The organism is Heyndrickxia camelliae, assembly GCF_002844575.1.
Classification (GTDB): domain Bacteria; phylum Bacillota; class Bacilli; order Bacillales; family Bacillaceae_C; genus Margalitia; species Margalitia camelliae.
The window spans coordinates 55,223-76,093 of record NZ_PIQO01000021.1 but is presented as its reverse complement, the minus strand read 5'-3'; the positions used below and the strand labels follow the sequence as shown (position 1 = coordinate 76,093).

Sequence of the window (20,871 nt, the reverse complement as noted above, 5' to 3'; positions counted from 1 at the left end):
TTCAGAGGAGGGTTTTGTCCCAGCCTCTTTTAATTTTCTTCAAGGTATTCAGACATTATTTCGTCTAATTGAAATTTTATACAATGGTAAATAAATAGCCCTATTAATGCAGATGGAAATCCAACTCGATCACTAGTTTCGGAAGGCAGCATTGGTTTCATTAAATTTGTATTAATATGGATATCTGCTATTTCCGCTAAATCTTCTTCGGCGGATTTAACTGTACCGGCAACAACAGCAAAAGGGACCTCATGTGCTCTTAATTTTTTTGCCAGCGAAATTGCTGCTTCATCTGAGGTAAAACGTGTAAAGATTAAGACACGGTCAGCGTCTGTTAAGCTGTTTTCATTTTGAAGAGGTGCAGCATATTTTAAGGGTTCAGCCCCTGAAAAAGCTTCACTGCATACTGCTTCCATTTCATTGAATCCTTTTATATAAACTTTTCCTTCTCCAATAGCTGCTTGAGCCAGAAGTCTAGCCGTATCCTCAATATCTTCTTCCTCTTTTTCAAATATTCTCTGTTGCAAACCATTTAATTGTGTTAAAAACATTTTTAACAAGGTTTAACACTCCATTCTCTTGGGTATATATTATTGGTCTGTCCACGTTCAGGAGGGAGGTATCCGTTCTAAATACATTTTTATTATCGTTAGCCTTTGACATTTAGCAGGAAAAATTCATACTTAAATAGAACTATACTTAGAAGAATAATACAATTAATATCATAAGACAAAGGGAAATACTCAAAAAGGAGAGGAGATAGCATTAATATTATTAAAAAATTCTTGTTTAGGTTGGAAGCCAAAATTAAACAAAGTGGATATATCCATAATCTAAGCTACATTATTTAGAAAGACTATACATAATTATTTTAAAACCGGAAAATTGGGGGTAAAAAAGATGGGTGAAGGGAAAGAAAAAATTCTGATTGTAGATGATCAGTTTGGTATTCGCATTCTGCTTAATGAAGTCCTGCAAAAAGAAGGTTACCGTACATTTCAAGCGGCCAATGGTGTTCAGGCGTTAGACATTACAGAAAAACATTCGCCTGATCTTGTGCTATTGGATATGAAAATTCCTGGAATGGATGGTATTGAGATATTAAAAAGGATGAGAAAAATTGATCCGGATATAAGAGTGATTATTATGACTGCTTATGGAGAATTAGATATGATTCAAGAGGCAAAAGACTTAGGCGCACTTACACATTTTGCTAAGCCATTTGACATTGATGATATTCGTTCAGCAGTAAGAAATTATTTACCTTTGAAAAAATAGTTCGGCATGAAATGTAATCCATACATATATTTGAAAAAAAGATATTTTTCATTGTAACACATTGTATAAAAGCCTTCCTATGTTGCTTGAAAAGGCTTCATTTAATCATAATTCTAATATGTAACAAAAGTAAAAATTTTAAATTTTACTTCTTCAAAATTTAGGCCTCGCTTATTGGTAAAAAAGGCGGTAGTTTGATATGATGAAATTGCCGTATAAACCTGTATGAAGTCAAAATGTTTGTGAATGATAATGATGAAACCTTTCTATAACATTTTGATAAGATGAAGGAGGAAATAGTATGCCATTAGTTTCTATGAAAGAAATGCTTAACAAGGCAAAAGATGGCCGTTATGCAGTAGGTCAATTTAATATTAACAATCTAGAGTTTACCCAAGCTATTCTTTTAGCTGCTCAAGAGGAAAACTCACCTGTTATTCTCGGAGTTTCAGAAGGTGCTGGTAAATATATCGGCGGATTTAAAACCGTTGTAAAAATGGTTGAAGGTTTAATGGAAGACTATAAAATCACAGTACCTGTTGCAATTCACCTAGACCATGGTTCTAGCTTTGAAAAATGTAAAGAAGCAATCGATGCTGGTTTCACTTCTGTAATGATTGATGCTTCACACCATCCATTTGATGAAAATGTGGAAATTACTTCTAAAGTAGTAGAATACGCACATTCAAAAGGTGTTTCTGTGGAAGCAGAGCTTGGAACTGTCGGTGGTCAAGAGGATGATGTTGTAGGTGGAATCATCTATGCAGATCCTAAGGAATGCCAAGAGTTAGTACAACGTACAGGAATTGATACTCTTGCTCCTGCACTTGGATCTGTACATGGTCCTTATAAAGGAGAACCAAACCTAGGATTTAAGGAAATGGAAGAAATCGGAGCGGCAACTGGTCTTCCACTAGTTCTTCATGGAGGAACTGGAATTCCTACAAAAGATATTCAAAAAGCTATTTCTTTAGGAACAGCAAAAATTAACGTTAATACTGAAAACCAAATTGCTTCTGCAAAACGTGTACGTGAAGTACTAGCTGAAAATACTGAAATGTATGATCCACGTAAATACTTAGGACCTGCACGTGACGCTATTAAAGAAACAGTAATCGGTAAAATCCGTGAATTTGGTTCTTCTAACAAAGCATAATAATATTTTTAACATAATCTATACAAACGCAGAATAAACATCAATGAGAAACCGCCTTTATAAAAGGGCGGTTTCCGTTTATTATTATAAGAAAGAAAAGCGAAACCGCCGCGCTCATCGACGTACAAACTGTAGAAATCAAAGTGCAAATTTCACCTGTATGGCTTCGACTGAGATAAAGGCAGCAACGGCGAGGGATTAGTCGATGCCCGCGCTTATCGTAGGGAGGAGACCGGAAGATTGCTAGTCGATTGTCGGTGCAGCTAGAAAAGACGCTAATTATATGAAACGGAGTGATAACTAGTGAAGTTCTTTATCGATACAGCAAATATGAATGAAATTGAAAAGGCATATGAATTGGGTATTATTTCTGGGGTAACAACAAATCCATCTCTAGTAGCGAAAGAAAATATTTCATTTGAAGAAAGGTTGAAGGAAATTACCGCATTAGTTCCTGGATCTGTGAGTGCTGAGGTTATTGCTCTTGATGCAGAAGGGATGGTTAAGGAAGGAAGACAGCTTGCAAAAATTGCACCGAACATAACGATTAAAGTTCCGATGACTCCGGAAGGCTTAAAGGCGGTACATACTTTTGCGAAAGAAGGAATAAAAACGAATGTCACCTTAATTTTCAGTGCCAATCAAGCATTAATGGCTGCAAGAGCCGGAGCATCCTATGTTTCACCATTTCTTGGGCGCTTAGATGATATTGGACAAAATGGGGTAGATCTTGTTCGTACTATTGCTGAAATTTTTGCAATTCATGGAATAAATACAGAAATAATCGCAGCCTCTATTCGTCATCCGCAGCATATAACAGAAGCCGCCTTAGCTGGTGCACATATTGCTACGGTACCTTACAAAGTAATTATGCAGCTATTTCAACATCCGCTAACGGATAAGGGTATCGAAGCCTTTTTAAATGATTGGAATAACCGTAAGTAATTGTTTTATGCTATATTTAAAAGGTGTTAGAAAATGCCAAAAAAATCCCTAAAAATTATTTACATGTTTTTAGGATATTAGTTTATACTAACAACAATACTGTCTTTTTTATTGATAACATTAATGGTAATGAAAACCATTTGATAAATAAGAACCATGGAAGGGAGTTTAAAATGGAAAAGCTTAAAATTGCAGGGGGATACCCACTAAAAGGAACAATAAAGGTTAGTGGTGCAAAAAATAGTGCGGTTGCCCTAATTCCTGCTACTATTTTAGCAGAATCCCCTGTAACGATTGAAGGACTACCCGATATTTCTGATGTGCAAATATTAAAGTCATTATTAGAAGAAATTGGTGGGAACGTAACATTTGAAAATGGAGACATGATGGTAGATCCAAGGTCAATGGTTTCCATGCCGCTTCCGAATGGTAAGGTAAAAAAATTACGTGCGTCTTATTATTTGATGGGTGCAATGCTTGGCAGATTTAAAAAGGCTGTTATTGGACTGCCTGGAGGATGTCATTTGGGACCTCGTCCAATTGATCAGCATATTAAAGGATTTGAGGCACTTGGCGCAAAGGTTACGAATGAACAAGGAGCCATTTATTTACGTGCAGACGAATTAAAAGGTGCACGCATTTATTTAGATGTAGTAAGTGTGGGTGCAACGATTAATATTATGCTGGCAGCCGTCAAGGCAAAAGGTAAGACCATTATTGAAAACGCTGCAAAGGAACCAGAAATAATTGATGTAGCCACACTCTTAACGAATATGGGTGCTAAGATTAAGGGTGCTGGGACTGATATCATTCGAATAGAAGGAGTAGAAAGCCTTACTGGTTGCAAGCATACCATTATTCCTGATCGAATCGAAGCCGGGACTTATATGATTTTAGGTGCTGCCGTTGGAGAAGGTGTCTTGATAGATAATGTGATTCCACATCATATGGAATCATTAATTGCAAAATTAAGAGAGATGGGCGTACCGATAGAAACAGGCGATGAACAAATTTATATCGGTAAAGGGGAACAATTAAAGGCTGTAGATATTAAAACGTTAGTCTATCCGGGATTTCCAACTGATCTTCAGCAGCCATTTACATCTCTATTAACAAGAGCTGATGGAACCGCTGTGGTAACAGATACCATATATTCAGCAAGATTTAAACATATTGATGAATTAAGAAGAATGAACGCGAATATTAAGGTGGAAGGCAGAGCGGCTATCGTGAACGGTCCAGTCACGTTGCAAGGTGCAAAAGTAAAAGCAAGTGATCTTCGTGCAGGAGCTGCTCTCGTTATCGCAGGATTGATGGCCGAAGGGATAACTGAGGTTTCCGGATTGGAACATATTGATAGAGGATACAGCGATTTAGTTGATAAGTTAAATGGCTTAGGAGCTACCATTTGGCGTGAAAAAATGACGGAAGAAGAAATTGAGCAGCTTAAAAACTAATATTGAATAACCCCTACTATTTAATTAAACTGTATAACACATTGAATATTAAATATGTTATAATAATCAAGTCAATGTGATATACAATTAATCGAATGATGTGTAATAAATTTTTAAGGTAGTAGGGGGAAAAGGCAATGGAACGAAGTCTATCTATGGAACTTGTCCGTGTAACGGAAGCAGCTGCACTTGCTTCAGCAAGATGGATGGGGCGTGGTAAAAAGCCGGAAGCGGATGATGCTGCTACGAGTGCGATGAGGGATGTATTTGATACAATACCAATGAAAGGCACAGTTGTTATTGGAGAAGGTGAAATGGATGAGGCGCCAATGCTATATATTGGCGAGAAGTTAGGAACCGGTTACGGTCCTCGTGTGGATGTAGCTGTTGACCCGCTGGAAGGGACAAATATTGTTGCATCTGGAGGCTGGAATGCATTAGCTGTTTTAGCTGTTGCAGATCACGGGAATTTACTTCATGCTCCTGATATGTATATGGATAAGATTGCAGTAGGACCGGAAGCAGTGGGACAGATTGATATTAATGCTCCCATTATGGATAATTTAAAAGCAGTGGCGAAGGCGAAGAACAAAGATATTGAAGATGTAGTGGCTACTGTATTGAATCGGCCACGACATGAACATATTATTGCCCAACTTAGAGAAGCAGGTGCTCGTATAAAATTAATTAATGATGGCGATGTTGCCGGGGCAATTAATACAGCATTTGATCATACTGGTGTAGACATTTTGTTTGGTTCTGGCGGAGCACCGGAAGGAGTTATTGCAGCAGTAGCATTAAAATGTCTTGGTGGTGAAATACAAGGCAAACTTTTACCTCAAAATGATGCAGAAGTAGAGCGTTGCAAAGGTATGGGGCTGGACCTTCACAAAGTATTAAGAATGAATGATCTAGTGTGTGGGGACGATGCTATTTTTTCTGCCACTGGAGTAACAGATGGTGAGTTGCTTCGCGGTGTCCAATTTAAAGGCTCCTATGGTTCAACCCATTCCATCGTGATGCGGGCGAAATCTGGTACTGTTCGTTTTATTGAAGGGCAGCATAGCCTAAAGAAAAAGCCTAATCTTGTCATTAAGCCTTAATTAGGATGTCTTGTTCTTATTAAATGGTAATGTTTGCAAATTGTTAATCCAATTGCAGACTTAGTTTTGGGATGACTCTTCTGTTTCAAATCATTTTCATTCTTTACTTATTAAAGGATGTATACAAGCATTTTTATTAAAAATCCTTGTATAGGAAAAGAACTCTAAGTGGAATCAAGAGGTGGTTTCACATAAGTGGCCACCTTTTGCAAAGCAAACAGTCTAAAACTATTCCGATAAGAAAGAGGATTATCACCCCATTCCTTATTTTTCAACTCAAGTTCTTCCTTCATATTTTGTTCTTTCATATATATAATTGCTTTAAAAAGCAGTAAAATTTCAGAAAATAACCTTTCATGTTGATTCTTTTCAATAAATATGGTTAAAATAGATATTGTTTTAAAAATTTTTTTCGAATTCATTATTTCTCTTCGTGTATTGTTCAACAAATTAATCATGGTTAATTTGGGGCATCTTTTCTTTAAGTTACCATTCTGAGGTAAATGGAAGAATAGATTTCCAAAAAAAAGAAAGAAGTAATACAGTTTAAGAAAAGAGCCTTTGTTAAAATGAATGAATAAGAAAGCTTTTTATGCACTCCATAAACTTCTTAATATTCAGTCTCTTCTTACAATAATAAAAATCTATTCCTACCATTAACAATTTCAAAAAATATAAAAGTGTGGTGTATATATGGAAGGTTTATCAATTACAAGTCTTGAAAATATGACATTAAAGGAGCTATATTCATTAGCTCGAGAATATAAAATTTCCTATTATAGTAAATTGACAAAAAAGGAACTTATTTTTGCTATTTTAAAGGCTAGAGCGGAGCAAGAGGGCTACTTTTTTATGGAGGGTGTCTTAGAGATTATCCAATCGGAAGGTTTCGGGTTCCTTAGACCAATTAACTACTCTCCAAGTTCAGAAGATATTTATATCTCTGCTTCACAAATTCGTAGGTTTGATTTGCGTAATGGCGATAAAGTTTCCGGTAAAGTTCGACCTCCAAAAGAAAATGAACGCTACTATGGATTACTGCATGTAGAAGCTGTGAATGGTGATAATCCAGAGTCAGCAAAAGAACGTGTCCATTTCCCTGCCTTGACGCCACTATACCCAGATCGTCAAATTAATTTAGAAACAACTCCAACAAAGCTATCTACAAGAATTATGGATTTAATTGCTCCAGTTGGTTTTGGACAACGTGGATTAATTGTTGCGCCTCCAAAAGCAGGAAAAACGATTCTTTTAAAAGAAATTGCTAATTCTATTACGGAGAACCATCCTGAAGCAGAACTGATTGTCTTATTAATAGATGAGAGACCAGAGGAAGTAACGGATATTGAACGTTCCGTCGCTGCAGAAGTTGTTAGCTCCACATTTGATGAGGTTCCGGAAAATCATATTAAAGTAGCGGAGTTAGTACTGGAACGTGCTATGAGACTAGTAGAGCATAAGAGAGATGTTATCATTCTTATGGATAGTATTACTCGTTTAGCACGTGCATACAATTTAGTTATTCCTCCAAGCGGACGAACTTTATCAGGAGGTATTGACCCTGCTGCATTTCATAGACCAAAACGGTTCTTTGGAGCTGCACGGAATATTGAAGAGGGCGGTAGTTTGACCATACTTGCAACCGCATTAGTAGATACGGGCTCAAGGATGGATGATGTGATTTACGAGGAATTCAAAGGAACAGGTAATATGGAGCTCCACTTAGATCGCTCGTTAGCGGAAAAACGAATCTTCCCGGCAATTGACATTCGTCGTTCCGGTACACGTAAAGAGGAATTATTAATTCCAAAAGAACATTTGGACAAGCTATGGGCTATTCGCAAATCAATGACAGATTCACCAGATTTCGCGGAGAAGCTTTTGCGGAAGCTGCGACAAACTAAGACCAATCAGGACTTCTTCGAGTTGTTGACGATGGAGATGAAGAAAAGTCCTTCAGGTACTGGAAAACGAACAGTTTAATGTTAAGAGGGAGGATTCTGTTAAGTAAATGCAAGGTCTTTCCTTAATCCAGATTGGAGAAAGTTTGTAAGAAAATTGGAAATGATTTATTGTAATTGTACAGTTGCATTTCGATAGAGTGCTTGCTATAATTAATTCATGTGTTTATGAAAAATTCTTGCGGGTTACCGCAAAGGAATATATAACTCTGTCTCGAAATGATTCAGGGCAAAGGAGATGAAAAGAATGAAAGCAGGTATTCATCCTGATTACAAAAAAGCGCTAGTTAAATGTGCTTGTGGTAATGAATTTGAAAGTGGTTCAGTGAAAAGTGAGATTCGTGTAGAGGTGTGCTCTGAGTGCCATCCATTCTATACTGGACGTCAAAAATTTGCTTCTGCAGATGGACGTGTTGACCGCTTCAATAAAAAATACGGTCTTAAATAAGATAAGCTTGATAGCTTTATGCTACAAGTTGAATAACCTGAAAAACAGGCAAGATTGCTTGCCTGTTTTTTATTGTCCAATGGAATTATAAAACCTAGGCGTATGGTTAATTTCTTTACAATTTGTCTACGTTTAGCTTTAGCGTCTATCGGCTAGTGGATTTCTACGTCTCCTCCCTACGATAAGTCAACATCGGCTCGCTCGTGAGCAATCTCGGTGTGTTTCCTTTATCTCAGTCGAAGACTGCGAAATCCGTATGCTGTAGATTAAGGCGCTATGCATTTTTTAATTCGCGCAAATTTAATATAATGAACGATAATTAGGTAAATCAGGGGAGGATGAACGGAAGAAATGTATATATTGAATCATCATTCTGGCTGGATTGAGGTTATTTGTGGAAGTATGTTTTCCGGTAAATCGGAGGAATTGATCAGACGTATTCGTCGTGCCCAATTCGCCAAACAAGAAATCCTTGTTTTTAAGCCGAAAATAGATAATCGCTATAGTGAAGAATCAGTTGTTTCCCATAACGGTACCTCTGTTATTGCTCACCCAATCGAAATGGCAAAGGACATTTTCAACTTTATTCATGACAAGGTAGATATCATTGCCATTGATGAAGCTCAGTTTTTTGACCATGAAATTATAGATGTAGTACAAGCTTTGGCGAATAAAGGATATCGTGTTATTCTAGCGGGGCTTGATCAAGATTTTCGTGGTGAACCTTTTGGGCCAATGCCACAATTAATGTCAGTTGCTGAGCAAGTAACTAAGTTGCAAGCGGTGTGTACTATTTGCGGCTCCCCTGCAAGTAGAACACAAAGATTAATTAATGGGAATCCAGCTTGTTATGAAGATCCTGTTATCTTAGTTGGTGCATCGGAGGCATATGAAGCACGGTGCCGTCATCATCACGAAGTGCCATCTGGAAAGAGTATTCAAATCAATCAAGTAGTTAAATCAAACTAAGCCTGACAATCGGGTTTAGTTTTTTTGTTTTTTAGGACTCGGATATTTTATTCAAGAAGTTTCCATAATAAACATATGGAGGTGTTTGTTTGTGTGGAAACCGTTTATATGTATTTTAGTATGCTTAATCATGACTGGCTGCAGCCTACAGAACAAAGATGAAAAGGCTGAAAATGGCGAAAACGGGCACGTAAAATACCAGCGTTTAAGCTCGGAGTCTCCCGATCCATCTCGCAAACAGGTAGATTTGAATGGTCAAACGGAAACTTTAGGAGCCGAGGTCAATACAGCGAAGAGAATTATGAGAACTTATAAAGAATACCAGCTGGTCTCCGTCTCTATAAACGGAAATAATATGTGGGTAACTGCTCATACCAGAAATAGAATGAGTACACATGAAAGAATGAGAAGAGAAGCAGATGTGCATAAAAGATTAAAAAAAGCCCTACCGCAGTATAGGATAAATGTAAAATTGGAAGAAAAATAAAGATCTGATACTAAAGTCATTTTTAATGTATCGGATCCTAATTCTTGCATTAAAGTATACGAAGGTGAAATTAAAAAATATATTTCCCCCATCTAAACTCCAATAGAGAGCACTTATGCTTTTTTCATAGTTGCTTTACGGTAAATCCTGAGTATTATATAATAGTACCAGTGTGGAAAAAATGAACGTAAAGCAATAGTCCCTTATATCTGGGGCTATAAGATTGAGGTGAGTGCCATGTTTGATCGATTACAAGCTGTGGAGGATCGCTATGATAAGCTAAATGAGCTTTTAAGTGACCCTGCTGTGATAAATGATACAAAAAAATTAAGAGAATACTCAAAGGAACAATCTGATATTCAAGAAACAGTTCAAGCATATCGCGAGTATAAAGAGATTAGTCAGCAATACAAAGATGCAAAAGCAATGCTAGAAGAAAAGCTTGATCCTGAAATGCGTGAAATGGTAAAGGAGGAAATCGGGGAGTTAGAGGAGCAAATTCAAAACCTCGAGGAACGTCTCAAAATCCTTCTTATTCCTAAGGATCCTAATGATGATAAGAACGTTATTATGGAAATCCGTGGAGCTGCCGGCGGTGACGAGGCTGCATTATTCGCTGGTGACCTATATCGCATGTATAGCAGATATGCTGAATCACAGCGCTGGAAAACGGAAGTAATTGAAGCTAGCACTACTGGTGTAGGCGGATATAAAGAAATTATTTTTATGATTAATGGACATGGGGCCTATTCAAAATTAAAATTTGAAAACGGTGCACATCGTGTTCAGCGCGTTCCTGAAACCGAATCAGGAGGAAGAATTCATACTTCAACAGCAACCGTTGCGGTTTTGCCTGAAGCGGAAGAAGTTGAGGTGGAAATCCATGAAAAGGATATTCGCGTGGATACGTTTGCTTCCAGCGGTCCTGGCGGTCAGAGTGTTAATACAACCATGTCGGCTGTACGGTTAACGCATTTACCAACTGGAATCGTTGTTTCCTGTCAAGATGAAAAATCCCAGATTAAAAATAAGGAAAAAGCGATGAAGGTTCTTCGTGCACGTGTATATGATAAATTCCAGCAAGAAGCGCAAGCAGAATATGATGCAAACCGTAAATCTGCTGTTGGGACTGGAGATCGTTCTGAACGTATTCGTACTTATAATTTCCCGCAAAATCGTGTTACGGACCACCGTATTGGTTTGACCATTCAAAAGCTTGACCAAATTCTGCAAGGAAAGCTTGATGAAGTTATAGATGCATTAATTTTAGAAGACCAATCCAGTAAACTTGAAAGTGTGGACGAATAATGGTCGGGCACCTTAAAGTGTTTGAAGCCCTCAAATGGGCTTCTTCTTTTTTACAAGAAAATAATCGAGATGCAAATGCTGGTGAAATTCTACTTTGTGCGTTTCTACGTAAAACGAGGGCTCAACTGTACGCAGATGTAAGAATGGAACTTCCTTCAGATATTCAAGTGAAATTCGAACATGCTGTAATGGAACATGCGCAAGGAACACCTGTACAGCATATTATTGGTTATGAGGAGTTTTATGGCAGGAAATTTCGTGTGAATGAACATGTTTTAATACCAAGACCAGAAACGGAAGAGTTAGTTTTAGGCGCTATTCAGCGTATAGGGAAACATTTTCCGGACAAAAGTGGTTTAAAGATGGTCGATGTTGGCACTGGAAGTGGGGCTATTGCGGTTACCATGAAACTGGAATGTCCATTTTTATCCGTTACTGCAATAGATATTTCACCATATGCAATATGTGTTGCACAGGAAAATGCAAGGGAGTTAAATGCTGATATTAGCTTTAAACAAGGTGATTTGCTTCAGCCGATGATAGGTGAGGAAAAGGTTGATATTGTTTTATCTAATCCCCCTTATATTCCAGACCGGGACATAGACATGCTTTCTGCTGTGGTTAAAGACCATGAGCCGCATCTTGCTCTATTTGGGGGAAAAGAAGGATTGGACTTTTATGTTCGCTTTATGGAGGAATTGCCATCCGTTATCTCCAATCATGCTCTTATTGGTTTTGAGATTGGAGCTGGTCAAGGGGAGCAAGTTGCGAAACTACTAACAGAAACCTTTGCTAACAGTAAGGTAGAAATTGTAAATGATATAAATGGAAAAGATCGAATGGTATTCTGCATGATACCGGGTTCTAAGTAACCCGGTATTTTATTTTATCCGATGAATAAACACAACCAAATCTAAGAAAATTTTTTCAAGTTTACTAGTTTAAGAATTCCTCCTTTTGTCCAAACTGTTTTTAGAAGGATGGTGTGGGCAATGAAAAACAAATCTATCGCATGGATATATATTGTTGTATTATCTCTTAGTACTATATTGAGTTTATATATACCAAAACAAGAAACTGCGGCAAAGGACACGATAGTCATTCCAAAAGAGGCAATACGACTAAGAATATTAGCAAATAGTGATACTCCTGGCGATCAGGCATTAAAGAGAAAAGTAAGAGATGAGGTAAATAAAAATATAACAAAATGGGTGCAAAATATTGATTCTCTTAAAACAGCTCGTAAAGTTATTAAATCTCATTTGCCGGATCTAGAACAAATTGCTTTAAATGTAGTAAAAGAAGAAAATAGCAATCAAGCCGTAAAGGTAGAATTCAGTAAGGTACAGTTTCCTACAAAGCTATATGGGCAGTATTTATATCCAGCAGGGAAATATGAAGCTATTTTGATTACTCTGGGTAAGGGTGAAGGAGCAAATTGGTGGTGTGTCCTGTATCCGCCGCTATGCTTTTTAGACTTTTCTAATGGAGTGGCTGTAAGTCCAGGAATTGATGAAGATAAAAAAGTAAAAAATGATAAAGAGCCAAAAGCAAAAACTAATTCCATTACAAGCCCTAAAAAGAAAGAGGATACTACTATTAAGAATAATAGTAAAAAACAAGAAGAAAAGGAGATATCCACAAAGGAACAAAATCAAGTGGAGAAAACCGAGAGTAAACCTAAGGCTCCAGTTTTTACAGCGGAAAAAGACGATGATGTACAAGTAAAGTTTTTTGTTGTAGAACTGTTTAAAAAAATATTTTAGTACAGAAAAGCGCATTCATGCGCTTTTTCTTAATGGATTTCGCAGATATATTTCTCATTTTCTTGTTCTATTTTATGCCTCATTACATATGGATGAAGTATAGAAGATTGCTAGATTCAATCAAAATAACAGGAAAGGTATGAGAAAATGGTAGAGATGATTCGTCAAGCAGAAAATGCAGATATGGATAAAATTATTGCCTTTTTAACAGATGCAAAATTAAACTGTGATGGAATAAAAGAAAGGATAGACTATTTTGTATTAAGTGAGGATGAAAAAGGAAATATAACATCGGTACTGGGAATTGAGCCTGTCGAGAGAATTGGAGTTCTCAGGTCACTTGCTGTTCGCTCCACTGTTAAAGAAGAGGGACTTATACAACTTTTTCAACATGTGTATAACTTGGCAAAATATAAAAAGTTGTCCACATTAATGTTGATTACAAATAAGGAAGTGTTTATTCCTCTATTACAGATTATGGGTTTTGAGAGGGTGACAAATGAATCTGTACCGGAAGAACTCCAATATTCTTCGCATGTAAAGCAAGTAGGGACATTAGATGGAATTATTTTTATGAAGAAGGCAATTTAGTATATATGGAATTGTTTTATTCACATAATTCCCAATAGTTATCCACTGTAAATGCAAAATTATCCACATTATGTGGATAATCCCTTGTTGAATGCTATCCTATTCAGTATAATTTTTACCATAATGGTCTAGACATTCGACAAATATCTACTTTTTCCAATAATTTTATTGGAGAAGCGTCAAAATAGAAAAGGTGAAAAGAAATGAAAACATTAAAATGGAATGTGGATAATAATGTGGATAATTTAGAAAGTAATCCACAAGTTGTGGAGGCAGCCAATTTACTTAAACAAAATGAAGTGGTAGCGTTCCCGACAGAGACTGTATATGGATTGGGAGCGAATGCAACCTCTGATGAAGCAATTGCGAAGGTATATGAAGCGAAAGGAAGGCCAAGTGATAATCCGCTCATCGTCCATATTGCGGATTTTTCTCAATTAAATGAATTAGTATTAGAGATTCCGAATACAGCCAAGAAATTAATAAAAAAGTTTTGGCCAGGACCTTTAACCATTATTTTCAAAGTTAAATCCAATGCGGTCTCCAAAAAGGTAACAGCGGGATTAGATACTGTAGGTATTAGAATGCCTGATCATCGGCTGGCATTAGCACTTATAAATGCAGCTAATTTGCCGATTGCAGCGCCGAGTGCAAATAGCTCAGGAAAACCAAGTCCAACAACTGCAGAGCATGTGAAAGAAGATTTAAATGGGCGAATTTCTGGTATTTTGGATGGCGGTGAAACAGGTATTGGGGTGGAGTCAACGGTTGTGGATTGTACATCGGAAGTTCCTGTTATATTACGTCCAGGCGGTATAACAAAGGAAGCGATGGAAAGAGAAATTGGGAATGTGGAAATTGACCCTGCTCTACATGAGAATCTAGAGTCCAAGCCGAAAGCACCAGGGATGAAATATACACATTATGCACCTAATGCCCCTGTTTATTTAGTGGATGGTCAACCGGAATTTATTCAGCAGTTGGTGAATAAATGCCATGATGAGGGTTTAGCTGTTGGTGTAATTGCTACGGAGGAAACCGCTAATATGTACGATGCGGATGTTGTTAGGGCTTGCGGTAGTCGTGAGGATTTATTCACTGTAGCAAATAAGCTTTACGATACCTTAAGGTCTTTTAATAGTAAGAATGTAGATATTATTTATTCAGAGGTTTTTCCAACAGAAGGAGTAGGACTTGCTATTATGAATAGATTGGAAAAGGCAGCGGGTCATAAATGGATTTATGGGAATGAATCGCCAAAATTTTAAAGGGATTATCTGATTTTTATTTCGATGATTCTAAACCTACTTCGGTATGCATAAGTATTCAATAGGCATGTCCGAAGGAGGAAAAAATATATGACAGGAGTCATCGCAGAACTATTCACATTAATGTTAATGGCCTTTGCGCTAGGAATGGATGCATTTTCAGTTGGAATTGGAATGGGGATGTTCCAACTCCGCTATAAACAAATATTCTATATAGGACTAACCATCGGCTTTTTTCATGTTTGGATGCCTTTGATTGGAATGCTTGCAGGCCATTTTCTATCTGATACATTTGGAACTATAACCAAATATATTGGAGGAATTTTAATTATCGTGCTTGGCATACAAATGATTATTTCCAGTTTTAAAAAAGAGGAGCGAAATATTATTAAGCCGGAGGGCTGGGGGCTTCTGTTATTTGCATTTAGTGTAAGTTTGGACAGCTTTTCGGTGGGTTTGTCTTTGGGAATATTTGGTGCAAGGGCCGCTGCAGTAGTCGTCTGCTTTGGAATTGCTGCAACCATCTTGACTTGGGCAGGGCTCATCATTGGTAGAAAGGCACAAGGCTTGCTTGGTACATATAGTGAAGTCTTAGGTGGAAGCATTCTTTTTGCTTTTGGCATTAAATTACTTTTACCATAAAGAAACACACTGTTAGGTGTGTTTTTTTAGTTAACAAGCGGTATTGCTGGATACTTTCCGCGAGTACTTCTTGTATATTTCACAAAATATTATTATTCTTTTGGGATATTGACTATGGAAACTAGGTCTTTTCCACTATAATAAAAGCAAAAACTTTGAAACAATATCCTCAAAAAATGGAGGTTATAACACATTGAATATTTTATTTATCTGTACTGGTAACACTTGCAGAAGCCCAATGGCAGAAGCGATTTTAAAAAATAAAAAAATGGACGATATAAAGGTTAGATCAGCAGGAATTTTTGCCTCAAACGGAAGTAATGCAGCGGAGAATGCTATTAAAGTACTTCAAGAAAACAATATTCATCATCAGCATTCATCCAAGATGCTGACAAAAGAAGATATACAATGGGCGGATTATATTTTTACCATGACGGAAGGACATAAAGAAACGGTTATCTATCAACACCCTCAGGCTGCAGATAAGACTTTTACGCTAAAGGAGTTTGTCTATGATTCTAAAGTCGACATGGATGTAAATGATCCTTATGGAGGGAGCCTTGATATATATAGAAAAACGTACATGGAGTTGGAAGAGCTTATTAAAGAGATGATGAAAAAATTATGAAAGAGGTACTTCAAATGGGGAAAAAGAGATATAAATTCAGCTTAAGGAAAAAGCTAGTCTTATTTGTAACCATTTTGGCAATTATTACATACTCTACTAGTATGTTCTGTTTGAATTTTGTTTACAGCCATTTTGCTATAAAAATGAGTGAATCTTTATTTACCCTAATTACATTATTACTAGGGGTTATTTGGACAGGTATTCTAGCGTTTTTGGTGGCAGGATTTATTACGAAACCATTACAACGCTTAGAAAAAGCGGCAATAAGTGCTAGTCAAGGAAATATACATACAGATGTTTTATTACCTAAGTCAGATGATGAAATTCGCTCTTTGGGGTTGGCTTTTAATGATATGTTAGCTAATCTACGAGAAATGGTACAAAGTATTGAAGCGAATTTTCAACAAACAAACGAGAATGTCATCACCATTTCTGAAAAGGCTTCAAGTGCACGGGCACAAGCTGGGGGGATTGCCCAAACAATTAGTGAAATTGCGGCAGGAGCTGAAAGTTCTGCAATTGCCATTCAATCAACAGCAGAATCAGCGCAAGATATGATACGGATTGCAGAGCAGGTACAGGATAACGCTAGATCATCAGAACAGGTTTCAACAGAAATGCTCGCAGAATTAAAGGAAAGTCAAGATGTCGTGTTTTCTCTTGTCAACGGAATAGAAAAATTGGCTAAAGAAAATCAAGACTCTTTACAAGCAGTTAAAAGATTAGAGGACAATGCAAAAGAGGTTGAGCAAATTATTTTACTTGTTGGAGACATTGCAGCACAAACAAATCTCTTAGCATTAAATGCATCCATAGAAGCAGCACGTGCTGGAGAGCATGGGAAGGGATTTGCTGTTGTAGCTGAAGAGGTTCGGAAACTTGCGGATGAAAGCGGGAAAGCAGTTCAAGGAATTACAGAATTAATCCATCGAATTCAACAAGAAGTGGAGAGTGTTGTTGAGCATATTTCTAGTCAGGTTGAGTCTGCTAATCAAGAAGCGGCAAAAGGAACAAAAACAAATCAGGTGATTGAAAAGATGACAGAAATTATTCATGAGGTTGCAGAAAAAGTAAAGGGCATCTCCGGTTTAGTCGATAGGCAAATGGAGAGTATTCAACTGACATCCCAGCAATCACAAGAGGTTGCAGCTATTGCTGAAGAAACGTCTGCTGGGGCAGAAGAAGTAACAGAAGCAACGAAGGAGCAAGCGAATGTGATGGAAACCATTGATCAATTAGCATTTGATTTGAAAGGTCATGCTGAAAAATTAAAAAGTACAATTGCGCGTTTTCATTTATAAGCCGAGACATAATGTCTTGGTTTTTTATTTTATTTTCAGGAAAGCTTTCTTATTTATATTTTTGATGGAATATGTGAAAATTATAGTAGATAAAAGAAAGGGGAACTGACAATGAAAGTAGCATTGGCATCTGATCACGGGGGCATTCACATTCGTGAGGAAATAAAAGGATTATTAGAGGAAATGGGGTTGGAATACGAAGATTTTGGCTGTGACTGCGAAGAATCCGTAGACTATCCTGATTATGCATTGCCTGTAGCGGAAAAGGTAGCTAGAGGGGAGTTTGATAGAGGGATTTTAATATGCGGAACGGGGATAGGCATGAGCATATCTGCCAATAAAGTAAAAGGAATTCGGTGTGCCCTAGTACATGATGTATTCAGTGCGAAGGCGACTCGCCAGCATAATGATAGTAATGTATTAGCGATGGGGGAAAGAGTTATTGGTCCGGGACTTGCTAGAGAAATTGCAAGAGTATGGCTCACAACGGAGTTTGAAGGTGGACGTCATGCGCGACGTATTGAAAAGTTAACCACTTACGAAGAAACACACTCATAAATAAGGGAGGTATCCCGATTTGAAAAGTGATCTAGCCCAAATAGAGAAACAGTTACAAACAATACTAATGGATTTTTCATCCCAAGTTACTTTAAAAAAAGGGCAGGTAATGGTAATTGGGTGTTCTACATCGGAAGTAATGGGAGAAAGAATAGGCACTTCGGGAACTATGGAGGTAGCCTCCTTAATATATGATAATCTCTATTTTTTTGCTAAAAAACACGGGGTTCATCTTGCATTCCAGTGCTGTGAACATTTAAATCGTGCGCTTGTAGTAGATCGAAAGGTAGCAGAGAATAAGGGGTGGGAAGAAGTAGCTGTTATCCCTGTTAGGAAAGCTGGAGGAGCAATGGCAACCTATGCTTATGAACATCTTGAAGACCCTATCTTAGTAGAGTTTATCAAAGCGGATTTAGGAATGGATATCGGGGATACTTTCATCGGAATGCATCTAAAACATGTTACAGTCCCTGTTCGCGCTTCACTAAATCAAATAGGATCTGCACATGTGACCTTAGCCAAAACACGTCCGAAACTAATCGGAGGCCCGCGAGCAGTATACGAATAATAACGAGTCTGAAGGAGATTTTGCCAATATGCAAAATCTCCTTTTCTTTTTTATATAGTTGAATAATCTAGCGAAAGGACTTTTGATCTATTATATAGTTTGGTGCTCTTTCCTTTTGCCAATAAAAGAGGGAAAGGTTATTACCGAGACATGAAACATTCTAAAATCATCACCATCTTTCAAAAGATTATGATAGAATAAAAAAGTATTTTCATACTGATATTTGCACAAGGGGGATTATGATGAGTAACATTGCCCAGCAAGATAAAGCAGTTTATCAAGCTATTTGTGACGAACTTGGTCGTCAACGGTCAAAAATTGAATTAATTGCTTCTGAAAACTTTGTTAGTGAAGCGGTCATGGAAGCACAAGGATCAGTATTAACAAATAAGTATGCTGAAGGTTATCCTGGACGCCGTTACTATGGTGGCTGTGAATATGTGGACGTGGTGGAAGACCTTGCGCGTGAACGTGCAAAGCAAATTTTCGGAGCTGAGCATGTCAATGTACAGCCACACTCAGGTGCGCAAGCAAATATGGCAGTTTATTTTACTATTCTTGAACAAGGGGATACTGTTCTTGGAATGAATTTATCACATGGGGGCCATTTAACACATGGAAGCCCTGTAAACTTCAGTGGTATTCAATACAATTTTGTTGAATATGGTGTAGATGAAAAAACGCACTATATTAACTATGAAGATGTTTTGGAAAAAGCACGTACACATAAGCCTAAACTAATTGTTGCTGGTGCAAGTGCTTATCCTCGTGAAATAGATTTTAAGAAATTCCGTGAAATTGCCGATGAAGTCGGTGCGTATTTGATGGTGGACATGGCGCATATTGCGGGTCTTGTTGCTGCAGGTATTCACCAAAGCCCGGTTCCATACGCTGACTTTGTAACCACTACAACTCATAAAACATTACGCGGTCCGCGTGGCGGAATGATTCTATGTAAAGAAGAATTTGCAAAGAAAATTGATAAATCTATCTTTCCTGGAATTCAAGGCGGTCCATTGATGCATGTTATTGCTGCAAAAGCAGTTGCATTTGGGGAAGCGCTGCAAGATAGCTTTAAAGAATATGCTGTGAAAATAGTAGATAATGCTAAACGTTTAGCAGAGTCTTTAAAAAGCGAGGGCTTAGAGCTTGTTTCTGGAGGGACGGATAATCATCTTTTATTAGTAGATGTTCGTTCATTAAATATTACAGGCAAATTGGCTGAAAAAGTATTGGATGAAATAGGAGTAACAGTCAACAAAAATACCATCCCGTTTGACACTGAAAGTCCTTTTGTAACAAGTGGTATCCGTATTGGTACAGCTGCGGTTACTTCTAGAGGATTTGGTCTCGAAGAAATGGATGAAATTGCATCTCTTATTGCTTTTACTTTAAAAAATCACGATAATGAGGAAAAATTGGAAGAAGCTCGGACGCGTGTTGCAAAACTAACGAGTAAATTTCCTCTTTATCCGAACAAATAATAGGATTAAATCCTACAAAGGAGTTAGATCAAAGGTCAAGCCTTGAGGTCTAACTCCTTTTTCGTGTAAAATTGGTTTGGAAAATTAAAAGGATACGTTATAGTATTTAGTAGGCAAAAACATAAAAATCAGGATATGTTATCCTACCCGTGGTTATAATCAAAATACTGTGCAACAAATTAGCAAATACATAAAAAGGAGAATCATTCATGAGTAATGTATATGTAATTGATCACCCACTAATTCAACACAAACTAACTATCATCCGTGATAAAAATACAGGAACAAAAGAATTTCGCGAACTAGTGGACGAGGTAGCTACCCTTATGGCATTTGAAATTACTAGGGACATGCCTCTTGAAGAAATTGAGATAGAAACACCAGTATGCAAGGCAAAATCAAAAACCCTTTCAGGGAAAAAGATCGGGATAGTTCCTATTTTACGAGCAGGACTTGGAATGGTAGACGGAGTCTTAAAGTTGATCCCGGCTGCTAAAGTAGGACATGTTGGACTTTATCGCGATCCAGAAACGTTAAAGCCGGTTGAATATTATGTAAAGCTGCCAAATGATGTAGAAGAACGTGATTTTATTCTTGTTGACCCAATGCTTGCAACTGGTGGATCAGCGGTTGAAGCGATAAATTCCTTGAAAAAGCGCGGCGCAAAAAATATTAAATTTATGTGTTTAATTGCAGCTCCTGAAGGTGTTCAGGCAATACAAGAAGCACATGAAGATGTGGATATTTATATTGCTGGATTAGATGAAAAATTGAATGACCATGGCTATATTGTACCGGGCTTAGGGGATGCTGGAGATCGTCTATATGGTACAAAGTAAACAATAGGCTTTCTGAAAAATGGTTGTTATGTATAAATTAGCGATAGTGATTTTATACTAGTTGCTTATTTATGGGGAAAAAGTCGAATTAAAGTAAATAAATAGGCCTTTTAA

At 37.4% G+C, this 20,871-nt stretch carries 23 protein-coding genes; 21 read left to right on the top strand and 2 right to left on the bottom strand.

Annotation, left to right across the window (positions count from 1 at the left end):
• Positions 1-29: 29 nt before the first annotated feature.
• The gene (locus tag CWO92_RS20555; RefSeq protein ID WP_235851645.1) at positions 30-551 is read right to left on the bottom strand and encodes a DUF2529 family protein; all 522 of its coding nucleotides are present in this window, start codon (positions 549-551) and stop codon (positions 30-32) included.
• Between the two features lie 349 nt (positions 552-900).
• On the opposite strand from CWO92_RS20555, the gene CWO92_RS20550 reads away from it, so the two are divergent.
• From CWO92_RS20550 to glpX, 5 genes are all read left to right on the top strand, one after another.
• Positions 901-1,278, top strand: a complete 378-nt coding sequence (locus CWO92_RS20550) for a response regulator (protein WP_101356083.1) — start codon at positions 901-903, stop codon at positions 1,276-1,278.
• A 301-nt stretch (positions 1,279-1,579) separates the two neighbouring features.
• Positions 1,580-2,434 carry a class II fructose-bisphosphate aldolase gene (locus CWO92_RS20545; RefSeq protein WP_101356082.1) on the top strand — a complete coding sequence of 285 codons (855 nt, stop codon included), beginning with the start codon at positions 1,580-1,582 and terminating at the stop codon, positions 2,432-2,434.
• Positions 2,435-2,737: 303 nt separating this feature from the next.
• Positions 2,738-3,379, top strand: a complete 642-nt coding sequence (fsa, locus tag CWO92_RS20540; RefSeq protein WP_101356081.1) for a fructose-6-phosphate aldolase — start codon at positions 2,738-2,740, stop codon at positions 3,377-3,379.
• 173 nt (positions 3,380-3,552) lie between these two features.
• Positions 3,553-4,836 (top strand): UDP-N-acetylglucosamine 1-carboxyvinyltransferase, encoded by a 1,284-nt coding sequence (gene murA / locus CWO92_RS20535; protein ID WP_101356080.1) that lies wholly within the window; start codon positions 3,553-3,555, stop codon positions 4,834-4,836.
• A gap of 137 nt (positions 4,837-4,973) precedes the next feature.
• Entirely contained in the window at positions 4,974-5,939 is a 966-nt protein-coding gene (gene glpX, locus CWO92_RS20530; protein ID WP_101356079.1) for a class II fructose-bisphosphatase, read from the top strand.
• A 164-nt stretch (positions 5,940-6,103) separates the two neighbouring features.
• Here glpX and CWO92_RS20525 read toward each other — a convergent pair whose 3' ends face one another.
• On the bottom strand, positions 6,104-6,361 hold the full coding sequence (locus CWO92_RS20525; protein ID WP_101356078.1) for a hypothetical protein: 258 nt from the start codon (positions 6,359-6,361) through the stop codon (positions 6,104-6,106).
• Positions 6,362-6,632: 271 nt separating this feature from the next.
• Here CWO92_RS20525 and rho point away from each other — a divergent pair, with 271 nt between their 5' ends.
• The 16 genes from rho (at position 6,633) to upp (ending at position 20,757) form a co-directional block, all read left to right on the top strand.
• A complete protein-coding gene (rho, locus tag CWO92_RS20520; protein ID WP_101356077.1) occupies positions 6,633-7,922 on the top strand; it encodes a transcription termination factor Rho in 1,290 nt (429 codons plus the stop codon).
• Positions 7,923-8,147: 225 nt separating this feature from the next.
• Positions 8,148-8,348, top strand: a complete 201-nt coding sequence (gene rpmE / locus CWO92_RS20515; RefSeq protein ID WP_055741423.1) for a 50S ribosomal protein L31 — start codon at positions 8,148-8,150, stop codon at positions 8,346-8,348.
• Between the two features lie 351 nt (positions 8,349-8,699).
• Positions 8,700-9,317 carry a thymidine kinase gene (locus CWO92_RS20510; protein WP_101356076.1) on the top strand — a complete coding sequence of 206 codons (618 nt, stop codon included), beginning with the start codon at positions 8,700-8,702 and terminating at the stop codon, positions 9,315-9,317.
• A 91-nt stretch (positions 9,318-9,408) separates the two neighbouring features.
• On the top strand, positions 9,409-9,804 hold the full coding sequence (locus CWO92_RS20505; protein WP_101356075.1) for a hypothetical protein: 396 nt from the start codon (positions 9,409-9,411) through the stop codon (positions 9,802-9,804).
• Positions 9,805-10,041: 237 nt separating this feature from the next.
• On the top strand, positions 10,042-11,112 hold the full coding sequence (gene prfA, locus CWO92_RS20500; RefSeq protein WP_101356074.1) for a peptide chain release factor 1: 1,071 nt from the start codon (positions 10,042-10,044) through the stop codon (positions 11,110-11,112).
• Entirely contained in the window at positions 11,112-11,984 is an 873-nt protein-coding gene (gene prmC, locus CWO92_RS20495; RefSeq protein WP_101356073.1) for a peptide chain release factor N(5)-glutamine methyltransferase, read from the top strand. Before prfA ends, prmC begins: the two co-directional genes overlap by 1 nt.
• Before the next feature lie 120 nt (positions 11,985-12,104).
• Positions 12,105-12,878: a stage II sporulation protein R gene (spoIIR, locus tag CWO92_RS20490; RefSeq protein ID WP_101356072.1), complete on the top strand. Its 774-nt coding sequence runs from the start codon at positions 12,105-12,107 to the stop codon at positions 12,876-12,878.
• Positions 12,879-13,025: 147 nt separating this feature from the next.
• A complete protein-coding gene (locus CWO92_RS20485) occupies positions 13,026-13,469 on the top strand; it encodes a hypothetical protein (RefSeq protein ID WP_101356071.1) in 444 nt (147 codons plus the stop codon).
• A gap of 203 nt (positions 13,470-13,672) precedes the next feature.
• The gene (locus CWO92_RS20480; protein WP_101356070.1) at positions 13,673-14,737 is read left to right on the top strand and encodes an L-threonylcarbamoyladenylate synthase; all 1,065 of its coding nucleotides are present in this window, start codon (positions 13,673-13,675) and stop codon (positions 14,735-14,737) included.
• A 90-nt stretch (positions 14,738-14,827) separates the two neighbouring features.
• Positions 14,828-15,379, top strand: a complete 552-nt coding sequence (locus CWO92_RS20475) for a manganese efflux pump MntP (RefSeq protein WP_101356069.1) — start codon at positions 14,828-14,830, stop codon at positions 15,377-15,379.
• A gap of 193 nt (positions 15,380-15,572) precedes the next feature.
• Positions 15,573-16,007, top strand: a complete 435-nt coding sequence (locus CWO92_RS20470; protein ID WP_101356068.1) for a low molecular weight protein arginine phosphatase — start codon at positions 15,573-15,575, stop codon at positions 16,005-16,007.
• A gap of 14 nt (positions 16,008-16,021) precedes the next feature.
• The gene (locus CWO92_RS20465; RefSeq protein ID WP_101356067.1) at positions 16,022-17,308 is read left to right on the top strand and encodes a methyl-accepting chemotaxis protein; all 1,287 of its coding nucleotides are present in this window, start codon (positions 16,022-16,024) and stop codon (positions 17,306-17,308) included.
• Between the two features lie 111 nt (positions 17,309-17,419).
• Positions 17,420-17,866, top strand: a complete 447-nt coding sequence (rpiB, locus tag CWO92_RS20460; protein ID WP_101356066.1) for a ribose 5-phosphate isomerase B — start codon at positions 17,420-17,422, stop codon at positions 17,864-17,866.
• Positions 17,867-17,885: 19 nt separating this feature from the next.
• Positions 17,886-18,434, top strand: a complete 549-nt coding sequence (locus tag CWO92_RS20455; RefSeq protein ID WP_101356065.1) for a TIGR01440 family protein — start codon at positions 17,886-17,888, stop codon at positions 18,432-18,434.
• Between the two features lie 242 nt (positions 18,435-18,676).
• Positions 18,677-19,918, top strand: a complete 1,242-nt coding sequence (gene glyA / locus CWO92_RS20450; RefSeq protein ID WP_133120592.1) for a serine hydroxymethyltransferase — start codon at positions 18,677-18,679, stop codon at positions 19,916-19,918.
• A gap of 209 nt (positions 19,919-20,127) precedes the next feature.
• Complete coding sequence (gene upp, locus CWO92_RS20445; protein ID WP_101356063.1) at positions 20,128-20,757, top strand: uracil phosphoribosyltransferase; 630 nt, start codon at positions 20,128-20,130, stop codon at positions 20,755-20,757.
• Positions 20,758-20,871 lie beyond the last annotated feature (114 nt).

What these genes read in the sequence shown, in the direction of transcription:
- CWO92_RS20555 (WP_235851645.1), bottom strand. Translation starts at nt 551, where the DNA reads ATGTTTTTAACACAATTAAATGGTTTGCAACAGAGAATATTTGAAAAA.
- CWO92_RS20550 (WP_101356083.1), top strand. Translation starts at nt 901, where the DNA reads ATGGGTGAAGGGAAAGAAAAAATTCTGATTGTAGATGATCAGTTTGGT.
- CWO92_RS20545 (WP_101356082.1), top strand. Translation starts at nt 1,580, where the DNA reads ATGCCATTAGTTTCTATGAAAGAAATGCTTAACAAGGCAAAAGATGGC.
- murA (WP_101356080.1), top strand. Translation starts at nt 3,553, where the DNA reads ATGGAAAAGCTTAAAATTGCAGGGGGATACCCACTAAAAGGAACAATA.
- glpX (WP_101356079.1), top strand. Translation starts at nt 4,974, where the DNA reads ATGGAACGAAGTCTATCTATGGAACTTGTCCGTGTAACGGAAGCAGCT.
- CWO92_RS20525 (WP_101356078.1), bottom strand. Translation starts at nt 6,361, where the DNA reads ATGAATTCGAAAAAAATTTTTAAAACAATATCTATTTTAACCATATTT.
- rho (WP_101356077.1), top strand. Translation starts at nt 6,633, where the DNA reads ATGGAAGGTTTATCAATTACAAGTCTTGAAAATATGACATTAAAGGAG.
- rpmE (WP_055741423.1), top strand. Translation starts at nt 8,148, where the DNA reads ATGAAAGCAGGTATTCATCCTGATTACAAAAAAGCGCTAGTTAAATGT.
- CWO92_RS20510 (WP_101356076.1), top strand. Translation starts at nt 8,700, where the DNA reads ATGTATATATTGAATCATCATTCTGGCTGGATTGAGGTTATTTGTGGA.
- prfA (WP_101356074.1), top strand. Translation starts at nt 10,042, where the DNA reads ATGTTTGATCGATTACAAGCTGTGGAGGATCGCTATGATAAGCTAAAT.
- prmC (WP_101356073.1), top strand. Translation starts at nt 11,112, where the DNA reads ATGGTCGGGCACCTTAAAGTGTTTGAAGCCCTCAAATGGGCTTCTTCT.
- spoIIR (WP_101356072.1), top strand. Translation starts at nt 12,105, where the DNA reads ATGAAAAACAAATCTATCGCATGGATATATATTGTTGTATTATCTCTT.
- CWO92_RS20485 (WP_101356071.1), top strand. Translation starts at nt 13,026, where the DNA reads ATGGTAGAGATGATTCGTCAAGCAGAAAATGCAGATATGGATAAAATT.
- CWO92_RS20480 (WP_101356070.1), top strand. Translation starts at nt 13,673, where the DNA reads ATGAAAACATTAAAATGGAATGTGGATAATAATGTGGATAATTTAGAA.
- CWO92_RS20475 (WP_101356069.1), top strand. Translation starts at nt 14,828, where the DNA reads ATGACAGGAGTCATCGCAGAACTATTCACATTAATGTTAATGGCCTTT.
- CWO92_RS20465 (WP_101356067.1), top strand. Translation starts at nt 16,022, where the DNA reads ATGGGGAAAAAGAGATATAAATTCAGCTTAAGGAAAAAGCTAGTCTTA.
- rpiB (WP_101356066.1), top strand. Translation starts at nt 17,420, where the DNA reads ATGAAAGTAGCATTGGCATCTGATCACGGGGGCATTCACATTCGTGAG.
- glyA (WP_133120592.1), top strand. Translation starts at nt 18,677, where the DNA reads ATGAGTAACATTGCCCAGCAAGATAAAGCAGTTTATCAAGCTATTTGT.
- upp (WP_101356063.1), top strand. Translation starts at nt 20,128, where the DNA reads ATGAGTAATGTATATGTAATTGATCACCCACTAATTCAACACAAACTA.